This is a genomic window from Priestia sp. P1_B12_1 (assembly GCF_056406695.1).
This window is the reverse complement of sequence record NZ_JBFTZR010000005.1, coordinates 89,074-105,109: the sequence shown is the minus strand read 5'-3', so window position 1 is coordinate 105,109 and position 16,036 is coordinate 89,074. Positions and strand designations below refer to the sequence as shown.

Here is a 16,036-nt window from a genome sequence, read left to right as displayed (position 1 = left end):
AAAAGCTTAAGGCCAAGGCCTTAAGCTTTTTTTAGCATTACGATGTTTGAAGCGCTTCTTTTAAGTCATCATTAGATAACGTCCAAACTTCTTCATTATGAGACTTCAAAAACTCACGAAGCAAATCCTTAGACTTGTTATCCATTTCTTCTACCATAATGCGTCGTTTTAAAGATTTATCCATTTTATTTACGTGTTCAGGAAGTGACTTATAGCCACGGCGAATTTCACGATCAACGGTCATTTCACATGCTGTCATACCTGCGTAGTAAGGTCCTTCTTGCTTGCGATCAATCGTTACCCACACAAGCCAATATAACTTGCCGTTTGGCACCTCGTCTTTATTCGGTAAGAACTTAATTCCTTTTTCCACTACACTTCTTGCATGCATCGCACCGATATCCACAAATACTTCTTCGTCGCTCGGACAAACAAAAACAGGTGAAATGTTTTCTAAACTTAACGCTCCAACCCCGTAACCGCCGTGGCCGTCGGTTGAATCGTCTTTTATGATATTAAATCCTATACTTTTCTTTTTTGGCTGAGTCATAGTAAGCCTCCTCTATTCATTAAATCAGTGGTGCTAATATCTGCTGAAAGATATTCATAACAAATGTTGCTGCTCCGTTTAGAAGCGGCCAGATCACAATGCGATCCAGAGGTGTAATCACAAGAATCAAAAATACAAAAATGCCCCAAGACTCATACTGCGTCATCTTGGCTCGCGTAGACGGCGGAACGAGGTCTTCAATCACGCGGTAGCCGTCTAAAGGTGGAAAAGGCAACAAGTTAAATACACCTAGTGTTAGGTTTATTTGAATAAATAATGTAACAAAACGATAAAGCGCATCGTTGTCCACTGCGGCGTTATTCATCAAATAGTAAATAAGCAAGCCGATAAATGCCAACACCAAGTTGCTAAACGGTCCCGCTATCGATACTAGAATACCAGCTAAACGAGGCTTTTTAAAGAAATAGCGATTAACAGGAACCGGCTTCGCCCACCCAAAACCTGCGATAATTAACAAAAGCGTTCCAAATGGATCTAAATGAGCCAGCGGAGAAAGCGTTAGCCTTCCTTGCTTTTTAGCCGTGTGGTCTCCAAATAAATAAGCTACATACGCATGTGCAAACTCATGCAGCGTGAATGCAACAATAAGCGTCATTACCACGTAAGGAAGGTCTTGCAATGAAAAAGCTAAAAAATGTTCCACTCTTTATCTCCTTTATTTTAAAATAATTTCTACCTATCACATCTACTAGATGAATCTTTTTTTGCTGTAAGAAAGATACAAGGCTTCTTCAAATATGCCCTAAAAATTCTCAAAGACCAGCGATGAGATTCCTTTGGACACAGCTGTTTTTTATATCGATGTTATTATAAAAGTATACTACAGATTATGGCCTCCATCACTATCTCATACTGTCATTTTATTCAGAAAACGGGTACACTAATCATATAATGACCAAAAAGGAGTGTACACATTATGCCAGTTGTAACTGTTAAAATGCTTGAGGGCCGTACAGATGATCAAAAAAGAGCTCTTGTTGAAAAAGTAACGGATGCTATTGTGGAAACAACAGGTGCAGCACCTGGAAAAGTATCTATTATCATTGAAGAAATGTCTAAAAACCATTACGCTGTAGCGGGCAAGCGCATGAGCGATCAATAACGCCTACATAAAAAAGATGCCATAGGAATGAACCTATGGCATCTTTTTAATGGACAGACAGCGTTGCCTGAAGTTTTTCAATATATTTGTATGCTTCTGAAATGTCTTCTTCTGTATAGTTTTGCTTACGCTTTAGCGTAAACACTTTTTCTTTTACTTCTTCTTTCGGTAAATTATCGAAATATAAAATCGTGGAGACAAGCTCCAAAAATTTCGAGCTTTGTTCATTCATATCCTTCATACATTCCTGCAAGTGAGGAAGTTCTAAATCATAGTGGCTTAGAAATCCTTCCCCCGCTTCTGTTAATACGTAGCGATACTGCATATACCCGCCTTTTTTCTCTTTAATTTCACTTAAAAAGCCTAAGTTGCACAGCTCTTCAATTCGAAGCGTTAATTCCTCAGAATAAGGTCCAAAAAAGTGAAAATTATACTTTTCATAAAAAGGAAACTTCAGCTTTTTTCCGATAAATATCATCTTTTGTAACTTTTTTCTGCCAACAACTTCTCCCGCCGCGGAAAATACTTTCACAATCTTTGCGTGATCGTTTAACACAGCCCCTTCAACTCCTATACTATTTAACTCTGATCTCCTTTTAGTAAGTTTATAATCTGATCTTTAACTTTTCGCTTAGACGACAATTGATCAATGAGATCTTGTGGAAAATATAATTTATGATCGGTTCTCTTTTTCCCTGAAATTGCTTCAACAATCTCCGACTGACGTGATAATTCACGCACTTCATTATTTGGCATCAACAGATGAATCGGCAAACGTTCTTCCTCTTCACCCGGTCGATAAAAATCGTATGGTAAGTCGCTTGAAGAATCGACGACTAAATAATAATCTGGATTAATACCCGCTTTTTTAAATAATGTTGTAAGCTCCATCCACATCTTCATTTGTGAATTCGGATTAAACTCAATGTATTTAAAAAGCTGACGATTCATAAATCTTCGGCATAGATCAGATAAAATTTCATCCTCTTCTTCTTCCCACGCTTGAAAATAAAATAAAATCACAGATTCATCTAATTTCAAATACTCTTTTAGCGATATTTCTTCTTCAAAAATCGAATAAAAATGAGTTGGCTCCTGCTTAAACTCATAGTAATGATGATGGAGCTCTTTTGCACGATGTAAAATTTTTGTCAAAATTACTTCAGCACTTCTCGTAACAGGATGAAAATACACCTGCCAGTACATTTGATAGCGGCTCATAATATAATCTTCAACCGCATGCATACCGCTATGTTTAATCACGGCTTGGTCTTCCCTCGGACGCATAACGCGCAGAATTCGTTCCATATCAAAGTGACCGTAGCTTACTCCTGTGTAATACGCATCACGCTGCAAATAATCCATGCGATCTGCATCAATTTGACTGGAAATCAAACTAACGACAAGCTTATTTTCATATGTTTTCGCGATTACTTCAGCCACTTTTTTAGGAAAATCCTTTCCTACTTTCGTCAACACTTGATTTACCTCTGTGTCACCTACGATAATGGCTTGTGTAAATTCTTCATGGTCTAAGTGGAAAACCTTCTCAAACGAATGTGAAAACGGACCGTGACCTAAATCGTGCAGTAAAGCAGCACAAAGACAAAGAATACGCTCATCTTCATTCCATTCAGGGCGTCCTTGAAAACCGTCATCAATAATACGGCGCACAATTTCATAAACACCTAGGGAATGACTAAAACGGCTGTGCTCAGCCCCATGAAACGTTAAGTATGTCGTTCCTAGCTGTCTAATACGACGCAGCCTTTGAAATTCGGCTGTCCCAATTAGCTCCCAAATAACACGATCTCTTACATGGATATAGCGGTGAACAGGATCTTTAAATACTTTTTCTTCACTGAGTTTTTCATTAGGATATGTCATTTACATACCTCTCTATCTTCACTTTGTTGTTGCTATAATTTTTCGACATTCACTTCCTATTTTCCTATTCAGAATAAAAAATCACCTTGTCAAGCAACCAAGGTGATTTACTTAACAAACAAGGCGATTCTGTTTGTAAGAAGCTCGTTCGACAAATAAGTAGCAGAAAAGCAGCTATTTATTGTTTCACTATCTATTTTTTTACTTTTTTCTCAATCTTCTCGATTAATTCATCCTCTGTTGGCGCTGCTACAGGACGATTGTTTACAAATGCAAATGACTTTTTACGTCCGGGTCCACAGTAAGACTGGCAGCCGATTTGTACTTCAGCTTGTTCATCTATTTTTTTAAGTCGAGGTAACAACGTTTTGACGTTTGTTGCCTGACAATCATCACAAATTCTAAATTCATTTGCCATGTTGACACAATCCTTTCAAAATTGGTTCATCATTTTGTCTAAGGGGTATTTTACCCCTATTTGAAGTCCGATGCAAGTTAAAGAAGGAAGCAAAATCTATCATACTCCTAGAAGAAATGGTATAAAGTATGGATTTTTTGTACATGATGATACTACAAAACATGATTACTATGAGTCATGGAAAATAGAGGAGTGAACAAAGTGAAAGATAGACAAGATGCTTGGACAGAAGAAAACGACTTATTATTAGCTGAAACAGTATTGCGCCATGTCCGCGAAGGAAGTACGCAGCTGAATGCGTTTGAAGAAGTTGGAGATGAATTAAATCGCACTTCAGCAGCATGTGGATTCAGATGGAATGCTGTGGTACGCCATCAGTATGAAAAAGCACTTCAGCTAGCAAAAAAACAGCGAAAACAGCGCATGCGTGCACTTGGACAAGAGCAAGGCAAAAAGAAATTATTATATACACCACCAGCATCTGTAGAGCATGTGGAACAAATGATGTCCGCACCTACAGCAACATATAGCTTATCTGAAACACAAGTAGAAAAAAGCAGCAGCGAGGAGCTTTCAATGGCTGATGTTATTCGCTTTTTGCAAACAATGCCAAATCAAGCGAGCAGTTTACAAGCATTGCAAAGCGAAAATAAACGCTTGATGCAAGAAAATGCAGAGCTAGCTAAGAAAAACACAGAGTTGGAAAAACAAATCAAACATCTCGAGGCAAATGCTACTACTATTCAAGAAGACTATGAAACATTAATGCAAATCATGAACCGTGCGCGAAAGTTAGCTCTATTCGATGAAGAAGAACGTTCTTCTACTACATTTAAAATGGATCGCAACGGAAATCTTGAGAAAATGGCTGAATAAGCTACATGAACGAAGAAAGAGGATGTCAAACTTGGCTCTTCTTTCTTCTTTTTCTATTTTACAGTCAATGACACGACGCCTTTATGCTATAATATGTTCGTTTACTGTTTATAAAGGGGTTTGAGATATGCAGCAGAATAGTTTGAAGCTTTTAGCACAGCCCGCTTGGCGTATTATTGATCAATCCAGTCTAGGTCCTCATTTTGATGCCCGTCATTCTTTTGCCATCGATGACACGCTTTGTACAACCGTTGGAAGAGGTGAATCTCCAGCTGTCATGCGCTCATGGGTGCATCACGATACGATTGTATTAGGCATCCAAGATACAAAGCTACCTCATTTAGCTGAAGGTGCAGCTTATTTACACGAACAAGGATATAAAACAATCGTCCGCAATTCAGGCGGCCTCGCTGTCGTACTTGATCAGGATGTTCTAAACATTTCTTTAATTTTTCCTGATGCAGAAAAAGGAATTGATATTGATCGTGGATATGAAGCCATGTTTGATTTGATTAAGATCATGTTTGCATCTTACGGGACAGCAATTGAAGCGAAGGAAATCGTAGGCTCTTATTGTCCCGGCAGCTTTGATTTAAGCATTCGCAATCAAAAATTTGCAGGCATTTCACAGCGACGCGTTCGCAGCGGAGTGGCTGTACAAATTTACTTATGCGTTAAAGGAAGCGGTTCTAAACGTGCTTCTCTCATTCAAGAGTTTTACAAAAAAGGTCTCCAAAACACGGAAACTAAATTTTCATACCCAGATATCGAGCCTCACACAATGGCTTCGCTATCTGAACTATTACAGATTGATTTAACCGTTTCTGATGTCATGCTGCTTTTATTGCAAACACTGAATAGTATGAGCTCTTCTCTTGTGAATATGCCTTTAAATGCTACCGAACAAGAGCTGTTTGAGACGCAGCTGCAGCGCATGTATGACCGCAACGAAAAAGCATTAGGTTCATTAGCCGAATAAAAAAAACTCCGCCCTAGGACGGAGTTTTTTTATTACAACGCTTGAGCTGCTGTGATTAAAGCAAGCTTGTACACATCTTCTTCGTTACAACCGCGAGATAGATCGTTTACCGGTTTGTTTAGACCTTGTAAGATTGGACCTACTGCTTCGAAGTTTCCTAGGCGCTGTGCAATTTTGTAACCAATGTTACCTGCTTCAAGGCTTGGGAATACAAATACATTTGCATCTCCTTTAATCACTGAACCTGGTGCTTTCTTTTCAGCTACAGAAGGAACAAATGCTGCGTCGAATTGGAATTCGCCGTCTAATGTTACGCTTGGTGCTAATTCTTTTGCAATTTCTACTGCGTTTGCTACCTTTTCTGTTTCCGGAGATTTTGCTGATCCTTTTGTTGAGAAGCTTAGCATAGCAACACGAGGATCGATATCGAACATTTCAGCTGTACGAGCACTTTCGATAGCAATTTCAGCTAAATCTTGGCTGTCAGGTGAGATGTTGATTGCACAGTCAGCAAATACGTATTTTTGATCGCCGCGAACCATAATAAATACGCCAGATGTTTTCTTAACACCTTGTCTTGTTTTGATAATTTGTAGAGCCGGACGTACTGTGTCTGCTGTAGAATGAGCAGCTCCGCTTACAAGACCGTCAGCTTTGTTCATATGAACAAGCATTGTGCCAAAATAGTTTTCATCTAATAAAATTTTGCGAGCATCTTCTTCTGTTGCCTTACCTTTACGACGCTCAACAAACGCTGCTACCATTTCATCAAATTCAGAGTAGCTTTGAGGATCTAGAACCTCAACACCGTCTAGTTTTACGTTTAGTTCTGCTGCTTTTGATGCTACAGCGTCTTTGTTTCCAACAACGATAGGCTTTAAGATATTGTCGGCAGCTAAACGAGAAACAGCGCCTAATACGCGCTCATCTAATCCCTCTGGGAATACGATTGATACATCGCTAGCTGATACTTTTTGTTTTAAACCTGTAAATAAATCACTCAAAGTAAATCCTCCTCGATATGTAAAAAACTTTTCTCATAATAGGATACTCCACTTTTTTTAAAAATCAAAGGCATGTCCTTCAAGAATCCATGATTACGAAAAAGTCTTTTAATTCTTAATTTTCCACTAACACCTAAAATGAAACCTGTTTTTACTTTGCGACAATTGTTTAAAGTTTAGTCACAAAATCACAGGTTTTTCATTCCAGTTCTTCGGACAAACTATGATATAGTAGAATTGGAATTTATCATAATCGGACAATAGGAGTGAAACGAAATGGCAGAAGCAGCACAAACATTAGACGGTTGGTATGCACTTCATGATTTCCGTTCAATCGATTGGGGCGCTTGGAAGCAGTTATCAAGCGACGATCGCCAAGCGGCTATCCATGAATTTTTAGGATTGATTGAGAAATGGAAAGGAACTGAAGCTGAGAAGCAAGGCAGTCATGCTTTATATACCATTGTCGGCCAAAAAGCGGACTTTATGCTAATGCTTGTTCGTCCTACTATGGAAGAACTAAATGAAATTGAAACAGAATTTAATAAAACAAAGCTTGCTGAGTTTACCATTCCTACTTATTCATACGTATCAGTAGTTGAATTAAGCAACTACTTACCTGCTGGGGAGGATCCTTATGAAAATCCTCAAATCCAAGCTAGACTATATCCAACTTTACCAAAAGCTAGTCATGTTTGCTTTTATCCAATGGATAAACGTCGTCAAGGAAATGACAATTGGTACATGCTTCCTATGGAAGAGCGACGCAGCTTAATGCGCAGTCATGGAATGATTGGACGTCAATACGCTGGAAAAGTAAAGCAAATCATTACGGGTTCTGTTGGTTTTGATGATTACGAGTGGGGCGTTACTCTTTTTGCAGATGACGTACTTCAATTTAAAAAATTAGTATACGAAATGCGTTTTGACGAAGTAAGTGCTCGCTACGGGGAATTTGGTAGCTTCTTTGTCGGAAATTTATTAAAAGAAGAAGCTATTGCACGCTTTTTACACGTTTAAACTAAGCCGCAAAAGCGCTCATCGCTTTTGTAACGCCTAGAGCAATAAATATCAATGAGCTTTATCTAAAAAACCTGTTTCCACGTGGAAACAGGTTTTTTATTTTCTAGCCATGGCATATTCGCACTTACAGGACCATATATATACAACAGTGTCACAAGTAAGCGAGGTGGGATAATGGCAGTCGTTGCACACAACGAAGAAGATGTTAAGCTCCTAGCCAGACTCATTCGAGCTGAAGCCGAAAGTGAAGGAAAACAAGGGATGTTACTGGTAGGAAATGTAGGCGTGAACCGCGCTAAAGCTCCCTGTTTAGATTTTAGAAATATAAGAACCATTCGTCAGATGGTGTTTCAAAACCCAGGCGGATTTGAAGCAACTCAAAAAGGCTACTTTTATCAGCGTGCTCGCCAGTCTGAAATTACACTTGCACGACGTGTATTAAGAGGGGAACGTTTTAACCCCGCGGAAAACTCACTGTGGTTTTTCAAGCCCAGCGGCGACTGTCCTGCTCAATGGTATAACCAAAATAACACAGGACGATTTAAATCTCACTGTTTCTTCGCACCAACTCAAGCTGATTGTCCAGGAGTTTACTAATTTCTTTTTGTTTGAAGGAGGTTCCTATGAAAAAACCAAAGTCAAATCAACCGCAACAGCAATATATGCAAAATCCGTATATGAGTCCAAACTACCCTTATTATATGCCTCAGCCGCAGCAGCCCCAGCCAGGCGGCCAGCAGGTTCAAGGGCAAAGTCAAGGAGGTCCGCCCCCTACCTCTTCTGGAGGCAGCGGTGCCCCGCAAGACCCGAATCAACTGCCCATTGAAGAATCATATATTGAAAATATTTTACGTTTGAATCGAGGAAAAATAGCGACTGTATATATGACGTTTGAAAATAACACGCAGTGGAACGCTAAGGTCTTTAGAGGGGAAATTGAAGCAGCCGGACGCGATCATATCATTTTAAGTGATCCACAAACTGGCACTCGTTATTTACTACTTATGGTTTATCTCGATTACATCACTTTTGAGGGTCCAATCAAATATAACTATCCGTTTAGCGGTGGAGGCCAGCAGTTGAGCAATTATTCTCCGCGTTAAAAAAACCCCTTTTCAGGGGTTTTTTTATAGCCATTTTACAGCTGCAACAACAATTAAAATCCAAGCCACAATAAATGCAACTCCACCTAGTGGCGTAATCGCGCCGAGAACTTTAATACCGGACGTACTTAATACGTAGAGACTGCCCGAAAACAGCACAATCCCCGCGAACATAATCCAGCCCGAAGCTGTTAACAAAGAAGATTGAGGAAATTTGCTTAATAGAAACGCAATGACAAACAGCCCCATTGCATGGAACATTTGGTACTGCACTCCCGTTTTCCATACCTCTAAATACTTCTCTGAGATTTTCCCTTCTAACCCATGCGCTCCAAAAGCACCAAGAGCAACCGCTAACATTGCATTGATTGCACCGATTATTAAAAATAGTTTCATGTTTTTCTCCTCACTTTAGAAATCAAACAGACTATCGCCGTTTGCATCATCTGATTTCAATTTCGTTCCTTCAAAATTAGGTTTGGATGACTGAATAATCTGTTGCTGCATAATCTCAGGCGATTGCACAATTTCCGGTGAAGACATTACAACAGGTTTTGAAACCGAGACAGGTTTCGATAGTGAAACCTCTCCATTTTGATCTAATGCAAGCTCACATAGTGCTTTTATGGCAACCAATTGATCTCGAACGTTCGCACTATTCGAATGGTGCTTTGCTTTTTGTACTTCTGCACTAATTTTATCAAGGAGCTGCGCCATTTTTATATCCATGTAGACACCTCATCTTACATTCAATATGACTTTATACAGCTATTTTATCAAAAGATGAAATAGGAGGCTATGTCTGAAGCTAATCTTCATGAAATGCTCACTTTTACACATCGTCAATTTGCCAATCAATAGATTGACGTCCTTGTTGAAGCAAAAACTCATTTGCTCGTTGAAAGTGATTATTACCAAAAAAGCCTCGATTAGCCGAAAATGGGCTAGGGTGCGGGCTTTCCAAAATTAAATGGTGCGAATGATGAATAAGCTCTTTTTTAGCTTGTGCATGCTTGCCCCACAGCAAAAACACGACTGGCTCCTCTTTTTGTGCCACTAATTCAATAATGCGGTCCGTCAGCTGTTCCCACCCTTTTCCTTTGTGAGAATTCGCTTCTCCTCTTCTAACTGTTAAAACAGTGTTAAGCAAAAGAACACCTTGTTCTGCCCATTTGACTAAATAACCGTTATTCGGAATATGATAATCCATTTCATTTTTCAGCTCTTTGTAAATATTCACTAAAGAAGGCGGTGTTTTTACTCCTGGTTGAACAGAGAAGCTCAGTCCATGCGCTTGATTTGGTCCATGATAAGGATCTTGTCCCAATATGACCACTTTTACATTTTTATAATCCGTATAGTGTAAAGCATTAAAAATATCATATTTATCAGGGTAAATGGTGTGGTGATTATATTCATCCACTAAAAATTCTCGAAGCTGTATGTAATAGTCTTTTTGAAATTCTTCTTCTAATAAAGGAGCCCAGTCATTTTTTAAAATACTCATCGCTTATCACCTCATAATAATCTTTTTTGTTATTTTATCGTAAACTCTGCCTCCTGCTCAAACGTTGCCTGCTTTAAATATGCTGAGAGCCTGGGCATATTTTAATATTGTCATGTTCAATGAAACTTTGTATACACTTATAAAGAGTGTATTTTTATATTAAAGGAGGGATTCCATATGATCATTAGCAATCCCCACCAAATAGATGTAACCTACAGCCTGGGTGTTACACCCGTTGAACCGATGATACCAAGAAAATACACCGTTTTCCCAGGTCAACACACTTCTGTTCCTTCCATTCAAATCGGCATTGAATTTGCCTACGATCATATGCAAAAAGAGCGGAACGAATATTTAGCATCCTTCGTCTTTGATAAAGGCTTTTATTCCCTTACTATGTATTATTACATCGGTGCGCATACATCAACAGATGAAACCATTACACGCTACCTTCACTTTTTAGAACAGCTCCCTGTTATTCTATCGTCCATCTATCACGCTGATGCTTCTTTTTTCGAAAAATATCCACTTTTAATGCACTGTCCTATTTTTATCATTGCCGATAGCCCTGACTTGCCATTTTTAACAAAAAAATCTATCGGTTCCCTGTATCAATATAAATAAATGAGAAAAGCTACTGTTAAAATAACGGTAGCTTTTTCTCCGTATTCGAAACAAAATACTTTTAAACTTGTTAAAAACATGGAATAATAACTACAAATTGTTTTAATCTATTTGCGTTAACCCTTTAAAATCGTTACAATTTATTAGTAGTTCTATACATAAAGGAAAAGGTAAACAAGCAATCATTCGTTTGTTTATAAAGGCCGAGTTTAACGGGCAATGAATCCCCAGATTTCATTTAAGTGTTGTCTGTTAAAGCGGAAAAAAATTGAACGTAACTACGACAAAGTGAGGTCCTAGAAGTAATGACAAATGTACAACCAAAATCCATTATCGTAATTTTTGGCGCTACAGGTGATTTAGCAAAACGTAAGTTATTCCCCTCTATTTTCCGCTTATATAAAGCGAACAAACTATCGGAAGATTTCGCTGTTGTTGGTGTCGCAAGAAGACCTTGGACTAATGACGAATTACGCGAAAATGTAAAAAAATCAGTGAGCAGTTTCAAAAACAGTGACGCTGACATTGAAAAGTTTGCTTCACATTTTTATTACCAACCGTTTGACGTAACAGATGTCGCTTCTTATCAAGAATTAAAAAGCCTAACAGAAAGCCTTGATGAGCAATACAACGTGCCTGGAAATCGTATTTTCTATCTAGCAATGGCACCTGAATTTTTCGGAACAATTGCTTCAAATTTAAAAAATGAAGGTTTAACACAAACAGACGGTTGGAGTCGCCTAGTCATTGAAAAGCCGTTTGGCCATGATTATCCTTCTGCTAAAGAACTAAATGAACAAATTCGCCATGCATTTAAGGAAGATCAAATTTATCGTATCGACCACTACCTCGGTAAAGAAATGGTGCAAAATATCGAAGTTATTCGATTTGCAAATGCTCTATTTGAACCAATGTGGAACAATCAATACATTTCAAACATCCAAATTACGTCTAGCGAGACGCTTGGTGTAGAAGACCGTGGCCGTTACTATGAGTCTTCAGGTGCCCTTCGAGACATGGTACAAAACCATATGCTTCAAATGGTGGCATTGCTTGCCATGGAACCGCCAATTAAATTAACACCGGAAGAAATTCGCAGTGAAAAAGTAAAAGTATTGCGTGCTCTTCGCTCTTTATCAGTAGATGAAGTAGATGATTATTTTGTACGAGGCCAATACGGCAAAGGTGTACTTGAAGGAGAAGAAGTGATCGGCTACCGCGAAGGAAATTCGGTTGATCCTGAGTCTAATACCGCTACATTTGTATCTGGTAAGCTTATGATTGATAACTTCAGATGGGCTGGCGTACCAATTTATATCCGTACAGGTAAACGCATGAAAGAAAAAGCAACGACAATTGTTGTACAGTTCAAAGACTTACCAATGAACCTGTACTTCAATAAAGATAAAGAAATTCATCCAAACTTGCTTGTCATTCATATCCAACCGGAAGAAGGTATTACGCTTCACTTAAACGCGCGTAAAACTCCGGGTGCAACATCGTCCACACCAATTAACTTGAACTATTGCAATAACTGTGGAGATAAAATGAATACACCGGAAGCTTATGAGCGCCTTATTTATGATTGCATGCTTGGAGATGCAACGAACTTTACTCACTGGGATGAAGTAGCCCTTTCTTGGAAGTTTGTTGATACCATTTCAGAAGCATGGGAAAGCACAAAAGCACAAAACTTCCCGAACTACGAGTCAGGTTCAATGGGGCCAAAAGAATCAGACGCATTGCTTGCTGAAGACGGTTTTCACTGGTGGCCAGTCGGAGAAGACAACTTCTCCCCTAAAGAGTAAATAAAAAAAGCAGCTGTAGTATACAGCTGCTTTTCTTGTTTTTTATTTTAACCACTCAGTATGGAATACGCCCTCTTTATCAACACGTTGATATGTGTGAGCTCCGAAGTAGTCACGTTGCGCTTGTAAAAGGTTCGCTGGTAACGTTTCTGTACGGTAGCTGTCATAGTAAGCTAATGCACTTGAGAAACTTGGTACAGGAATACCTTGTTTAACCGCAATTGAAATAACTTCACGAAGAGCCGACTGATAGCCTTCTACGATATCCTTGAAGTATGGGTCTAATAATAAGTTTGTTAGATCTGCATCGCGATCATAAGCTTCTTTAATTTTTTGTAAGAATTGTGCACGGATGATACAACCACCACGGAAGATCATTGCAATATCACCGTACTGTAAATTCCAGTCATATTCTTCAGAAGCTGCTTTCATTTGAGCAAACCCTTGCGCATATGAACAAATTTTACTCATGTACAATGCTTTACGGATTGCTTCTACTAATTCGGCTTTGTCACCTTCAAATGCACCTGCATTTGGACCGCTCAATACTTTGCTTGCTTTTACACGTTCTTCTTTCATAGCTGAAATAAAGCGCGCAAATACAGATTCCGTAATGATTGGTAGTGGTACACCTAAATCAAGCGCACTTTGGCTTGTCCATTTACCTGTACCCTTTTGACCTGCAGTGTCTAAAATAACGTCTACAAGTGCTTTACCTGTTTCTTCATCTTTTTTCGTAAAGATATCCGCTGTGATTTCAATTAAGTAGCTATCTAGCTCGCCTTTATTCCATTCAGCAAATACTTCATGTAGTTCATCTGTTTCTAAACCTAATACGTTTTTCATAATGAAGTATGCTTCACAAATTAACTGCATATCCCCATACTCGATGCCGTTATGAACCATTTTTACGTAGTGACCTGCACCATTTGGTCCAATGTATGTGCAGCAATCATCGCCTTCAACTTTTGCTGAAATAGCTGTTAAGATTGGTTTTACAAGTTCATATGCTTCTTTTTGTCCGCCAGGCATGATTGAAGGTCCTTTTAATGCGCCTTCTTCTCCGCCGGATACGCCTGTACCGATGAAATGGATACCTAATTCTTCTAGCTCTTTGTTACGACGAATTGTATCCTGGAAGAATGTATTTCCGCCATCGATTAAAATGTCGCCTTTTTCTAAGTATGGTTTTAACGAATCAATTGTTGCATCTGTAGCAGCACCAGCTTTAACCATTAATAAAATTTTACGCGGTTTTTCAAGAGAATTAATAAACTCTTCCACACTGTATGTACCTGCAAAATTTTTACCTTCTGCTTCTGTTTTTAGGAACTCTTCTGTCTTTTCAGGAGAGCGGTTATAAACTGAAACAGAATAGCCTCTGCTCTCAATGTTTAGCGCCAAGTTTTTCCCCATAACCGCTAAACCGATAACACCGATTTGTTGTTTTGCCATGTTAAATTCTTCCCTTCATGTGTAATATGAATTGGTCAACCTAATCGTAACTGAACATATCATAAAGAAAGTTACAGATTCAAGTTTGATATAACCATAATCATACGTTTTATTATACACACTTGAAAAGAATCATGCTCACCGAACATTGATTATTTTGAAGAAAATTTCGATAAAATAAGTGAAATGAACGCAGTTACGAATCATACGTACATTCTTAACTACCTTTAGACGCATTTTAACATTTTCTTAAACAATTACTTTTGTTAAAATATTAAGCAGTTAATCATTTCAATGAATTGACAATCAACACGGTTGTTACCGTTTTACTATATTTATTGCAGCTAAAAAAGCTGTACTAGTACTTATTTTGTTTTATGAAGAGGGATTTTATATATGACGAAACCAATCAAAGATCCGTTCAAGGAAAATTTTGATACGCTTGAAGAATTCGCTGATCGCATTAGCGAAGTATTGAACTGTCCTATTACCATTGAAGATGCTAATCATCGCTTATTAGCTTATAGCACCCATGACGAAAGAACGGACCAGGCGCGTATTGCCACAATTATTGGAAGAAGAGTTCCGGAAAAAGTCATCAACAACTTATGGAAAGAAGGCATTATTCCTAAACTGCTTGAGACAAATGAACCTGTGCGTGTGAAAAATATAAATGAAATTGGGCTTGGAGATCGTATAGCTATTTCCATCTGGAAAAATGAAGAAGTTCTAGGATTCATCTGGGCTGTTGAAATTGAGAAAGCCTTAGGCGACGAAGAAGTAGAGCTATTAAAAAAAGCTGCGAATGTATTAAAAAATAAATTGCTACAGCTTCAAATTCGAAAATATAAACGAGAAGAACGTTCACAGGAATTTTTCTGGAAATTATTAACTGGTCACATTAAGTCTCGCCAAGAAATTTCAGAAGCGTTTTATGAAGCTCAAATTACAGCTCCATCAACGTTTTCCATTGCTATCTTCCGCTTCCAAGAAGATATTACGTCTGAAGCTGAACGTCAAATCTCGTATATGCTAAAAACGATGCATCGCTTAAAAATCGTTCTTTATACGATTGATTGCAATGACTTAATCTTACTGCTTTCTTTGGATGCGGTTGAAAACCCTCTTGATGAACAGCGAGATTTTGTAGACTATTTTAGAGGCAACATGTATGAACGCTTTGATGTTACTCAGATTAAAGCCAGCTGCAGCAGTATTTATTCATCGCACGATCATATCGAAAAAAGTTATAAAGAAGCCTTGAACGTATTAGATATGAAAAGTAAGTTTCCAGAAGAAACGAAAGAGATTATTAACTATCAGGAATTAGGTATTTATCAATTTCTTGATGTTATTTTAGAAAAGCGCGTGCAAGATCAATTTGAAAACCATTCTTTAAAGAAGCTAACTGATTACGATCTTCGTCATAATAGCAACTTGGTGGAGACTCTCGAAGTATTTTTAAATAATGATAATAACATTAACGAAGCAGCAAAAGAATTAAATGTGCATATGAATACCCTTAGCTATCGATTAAAGCGAATTTCAGAGATTGGTGATATTAACTTAAAGGACGTTAATCAAAAAATGACTCTTTATATTGATATTAAGTTAATGAAATATAAAAAATAACAAATAATGTGACTTTTTTTAACATCGAGCTATTCATTTATTTTCTA

Annotated in this window: 19 protein-coding genes; 9 read left to right on the top strand and 10 right to left on the bottom strand. The window is 38.2% G+C overall.

Going from position 1 to position 16,036, the window contains the following annotated elements:
- Window positions 1-37: 37 nt before the first annotated feature.
- A complete protein-coding gene (locus AC1D0Y_RS17655) occupies window positions 38-550 on the bottom strand; it encodes a YwhD family protein (protein WP_025752469.1) in 513 nt (170 codons plus the stop codon).
- 19 nt (window positions 551-569) lie between these two features.
- Window positions 570-1,214, bottom strand: a complete 645-nt coding sequence (locus AC1D0Y_RS17650) for a site-2 protease family protein (protein WP_016765944.1) — start codon at window positions 1,212-1,214, stop codon at window positions 570-572.
- Window positions 1,215-1,487: 273 nt separating this feature from the next.
- Here AC1D0Y_RS17650 and AC1D0Y_RS17645 point away from each other — a divergent pair, with 273 nt between their 5' ends.
- Window positions 1,488-1,673, top strand: coding sequence for a 2-hydroxymuconate tautomerase (locus AC1D0Y_RS17645; RefSeq protein ID WP_477707824.1), 186 nt, complete (start codon window positions 1,488-1,490; stop codon window positions 1,671-1,673).
- Between the two features lie 46 nt (window positions 1,674-1,719).
- Here the strand turns inward: AC1D0Y_RS17645 and AC1D0Y_RS17640 are convergent, their stop codons facing one another.
- The 3 genes from AC1D0Y_RS17640 to AC1D0Y_RS17630 all read right to left on the bottom strand — a co-directional run bounded on the left by AC1D0Y_RS17640 (window position 1,720) and on the right by AC1D0Y_RS17630 (window position 3,978).
- A complete protein-coding gene (locus tag AC1D0Y_RS17640) occupies window positions 1,720-2,229 on the bottom strand; it encodes a YwgA family protein (RefSeq protein WP_013059848.1) in 510 nt (169 codons plus the stop codon).
- Between the two features lie 23 nt (window positions 2,230-2,252).
- On the bottom strand, window positions 2,253-3,560 hold the full coding sequence (locus AC1D0Y_RS17635) for an HD domain-containing protein (RefSeq protein WP_195781542.1): 1,308 nt from the start codon (window positions 3,558-3,560) through the stop codon (window positions 2,253-2,255).
- Between the two features lie 193 nt (window positions 3,561-3,753).
- Entirely contained in the window at window positions 3,754-3,978 is a 225-nt protein-coding gene (locus AC1D0Y_RS17630) for a YuzB family protein (RefSeq protein WP_013059850.1), read from the bottom strand.
- A 201-nt stretch (window positions 3,979-4,179) separates the two neighbouring features.
- Here AC1D0Y_RS17630 and AC1D0Y_RS17625 point away from each other — a divergent pair, with 201 nt between their 5' ends.
- Together AC1D0Y_RS17625 and lipL are read left to right on the top strand one after the other, a co-directional pair.
- Entirely contained in the window at window positions 4,180-4,854 is a 675-nt protein-coding gene (locus AC1D0Y_RS17625) for an RsfA family transcriptional regulator (RefSeq protein ID WP_028409719.1), read from the top strand.
- A gap of 127 nt (window positions 4,855-4,981) precedes the next feature.
- Entirely contained in the window at window positions 4,982-5,833 is an 852-nt protein-coding gene (gene lipL / locus AC1D0Y_RS17620) for an octanoyl-[GcvH]:protein N-octanoyltransferase (RefSeq protein WP_028409720.1), read from the top strand.
- A 32-nt stretch (window positions 5,834-5,865) separates the two neighbouring features.
- Here the strand turns inward: lipL and pta are convergent, their stop codons facing one another.
- On the bottom strand, window positions 5,866-6,837 hold the full coding sequence (pta, locus tag AC1D0Y_RS17615) for a phosphate acetyltransferase (protein ID WP_013059853.1): 972 nt from the start codon (window positions 6,835-6,837) through the stop codon (window positions 5,866-5,868).
- 276 nt (window positions 6,838-7,113) lie between these two features.
- Between pta and hemQ the strand changes: the two genes are divergently transcribed.
- The 3 genes from hemQ to gerQ all read left to right on the top strand — a co-directional run bounded on the left by hemQ (window position 7,114) and on the right by gerQ (window position 8,963).
- Window positions 7,114-7,857, top strand: coding sequence for a hydrogen peroxide-dependent heme synthase (gene hemQ / locus AC1D0Y_RS17610; RefSeq protein WP_013059854.1), 744 nt, complete (start codon window positions 7,114-7,116; stop codon window positions 7,855-7,857).
- Between the two features lie 177 nt (window positions 7,858-8,034).
- Window positions 8,035-8,457, top strand: a complete 423-nt coding sequence (locus tag AC1D0Y_RS17605; protein WP_016765947.1) for a cell wall hydrolase — start codon at window positions 8,035-8,037, stop codon at window positions 8,455-8,457.
- Window positions 8,458-8,483: 26 nt separating this feature from the next.
- Window positions 8,484-8,963: a spore coat protein GerQ gene (gene gerQ, locus AC1D0Y_RS17600; protein WP_013059855.1), complete on the top strand. Its 480-nt coding sequence runs from the start codon at window positions 8,484-8,486 to the stop codon at window positions 8,961-8,963.
- A 24-nt stretch (window positions 8,964-8,987) separates the two neighbouring features.
- Here gerQ and AC1D0Y_RS17595 read toward each other — a convergent pair whose 3' ends face one another.
- From AC1D0Y_RS17595 to AC1D0Y_RS17585, 3 genes are all read right to left on the bottom strand, one after another.
- Window positions 8,988-9,359 carry a DUF423 domain-containing protein gene (locus tag AC1D0Y_RS17595; RefSeq protein ID WP_013059856.1) on the bottom strand — a complete coding sequence of 124 codons (372 nt, stop codon included), beginning with the start codon at window positions 9,357-9,359 and terminating at the stop codon, window positions 8,988-8,990.
- A gap of 15 nt (window positions 9,360-9,374) precedes the next feature.
- A complete protein-coding gene (locus AC1D0Y_RS17590; RefSeq protein ID WP_028409722.1) occupies window positions 9,375-9,692 on the bottom strand; it encodes a YwdI family protein in 318 nt (105 codons plus the stop codon).
- A 103-nt stretch (window positions 9,693-9,795) separates the two neighbouring features.
- Entirely contained in the window at window positions 9,796-10,470 is a 675-nt protein-coding gene (locus AC1D0Y_RS17585; protein ID WP_028409723.1) for a uracil-DNA glycosylase, read from the bottom strand.
- A gap of 177 nt (window positions 10,471-10,647) precedes the next feature.
- Here AC1D0Y_RS17585 and AC1D0Y_RS17580 point away from each other — a divergent pair, with 177 nt between their 5' ends.
- Together AC1D0Y_RS17580 and zwf are read left to right on the top strand one after the other, a co-directional pair.
- A complete protein-coding gene (locus AC1D0Y_RS17580) occupies window positions 10,648-11,094 on the top strand; it encodes a staygreen family protein (protein ID WP_028409724.1) in 447 nt (148 codons plus the stop codon).
- Between the two features lie 305 nt (window positions 11,095-11,399).
- The gene (gene zwf, locus AC1D0Y_RS17575; protein ID WP_013059860.1) at window positions 11,400-12,902 is read left to right on the top strand and encodes a glucose-6-phosphate dehydrogenase; all 1,503 of its coding nucleotides are present in this window, start codon (window positions 11,400-11,402) and stop codon (window positions 12,900-12,902) included.
- Between the two features lie 42 nt (window positions 12,903-12,944).
- On the opposite strand, the gene gndA is transcribed toward zwf, so the two are convergent.
- Window positions 12,945-14,357 carry an NADP-dependent phosphogluconate dehydrogenase gene (gene gndA, locus AC1D0Y_RS17570; RefSeq protein ID WP_060745885.1) on the bottom strand — a complete coding sequence of 471 codons (1,413 nt, stop codon included), beginning with the start codon at window positions 14,355-14,357 and terminating at the stop codon, window positions 12,945-12,947.
- A gap of 396 nt (window positions 14,358-14,753) precedes the next feature.
- Here gndA and AC1D0Y_RS17565 point away from each other — a divergent pair, with 396 nt between their 5' ends.
- Window positions 14,754-15,989 (top strand): PucR family transcriptional regulator, encoded by a 1,236-nt coding sequence (locus AC1D0Y_RS17565; RefSeq protein WP_477707823.1) that lies wholly within the window; start codon window positions 14,754-14,756, stop codon window positions 15,987-15,989.
- Window positions 15,990-16,036: the final 47 nt, after the last annotated feature.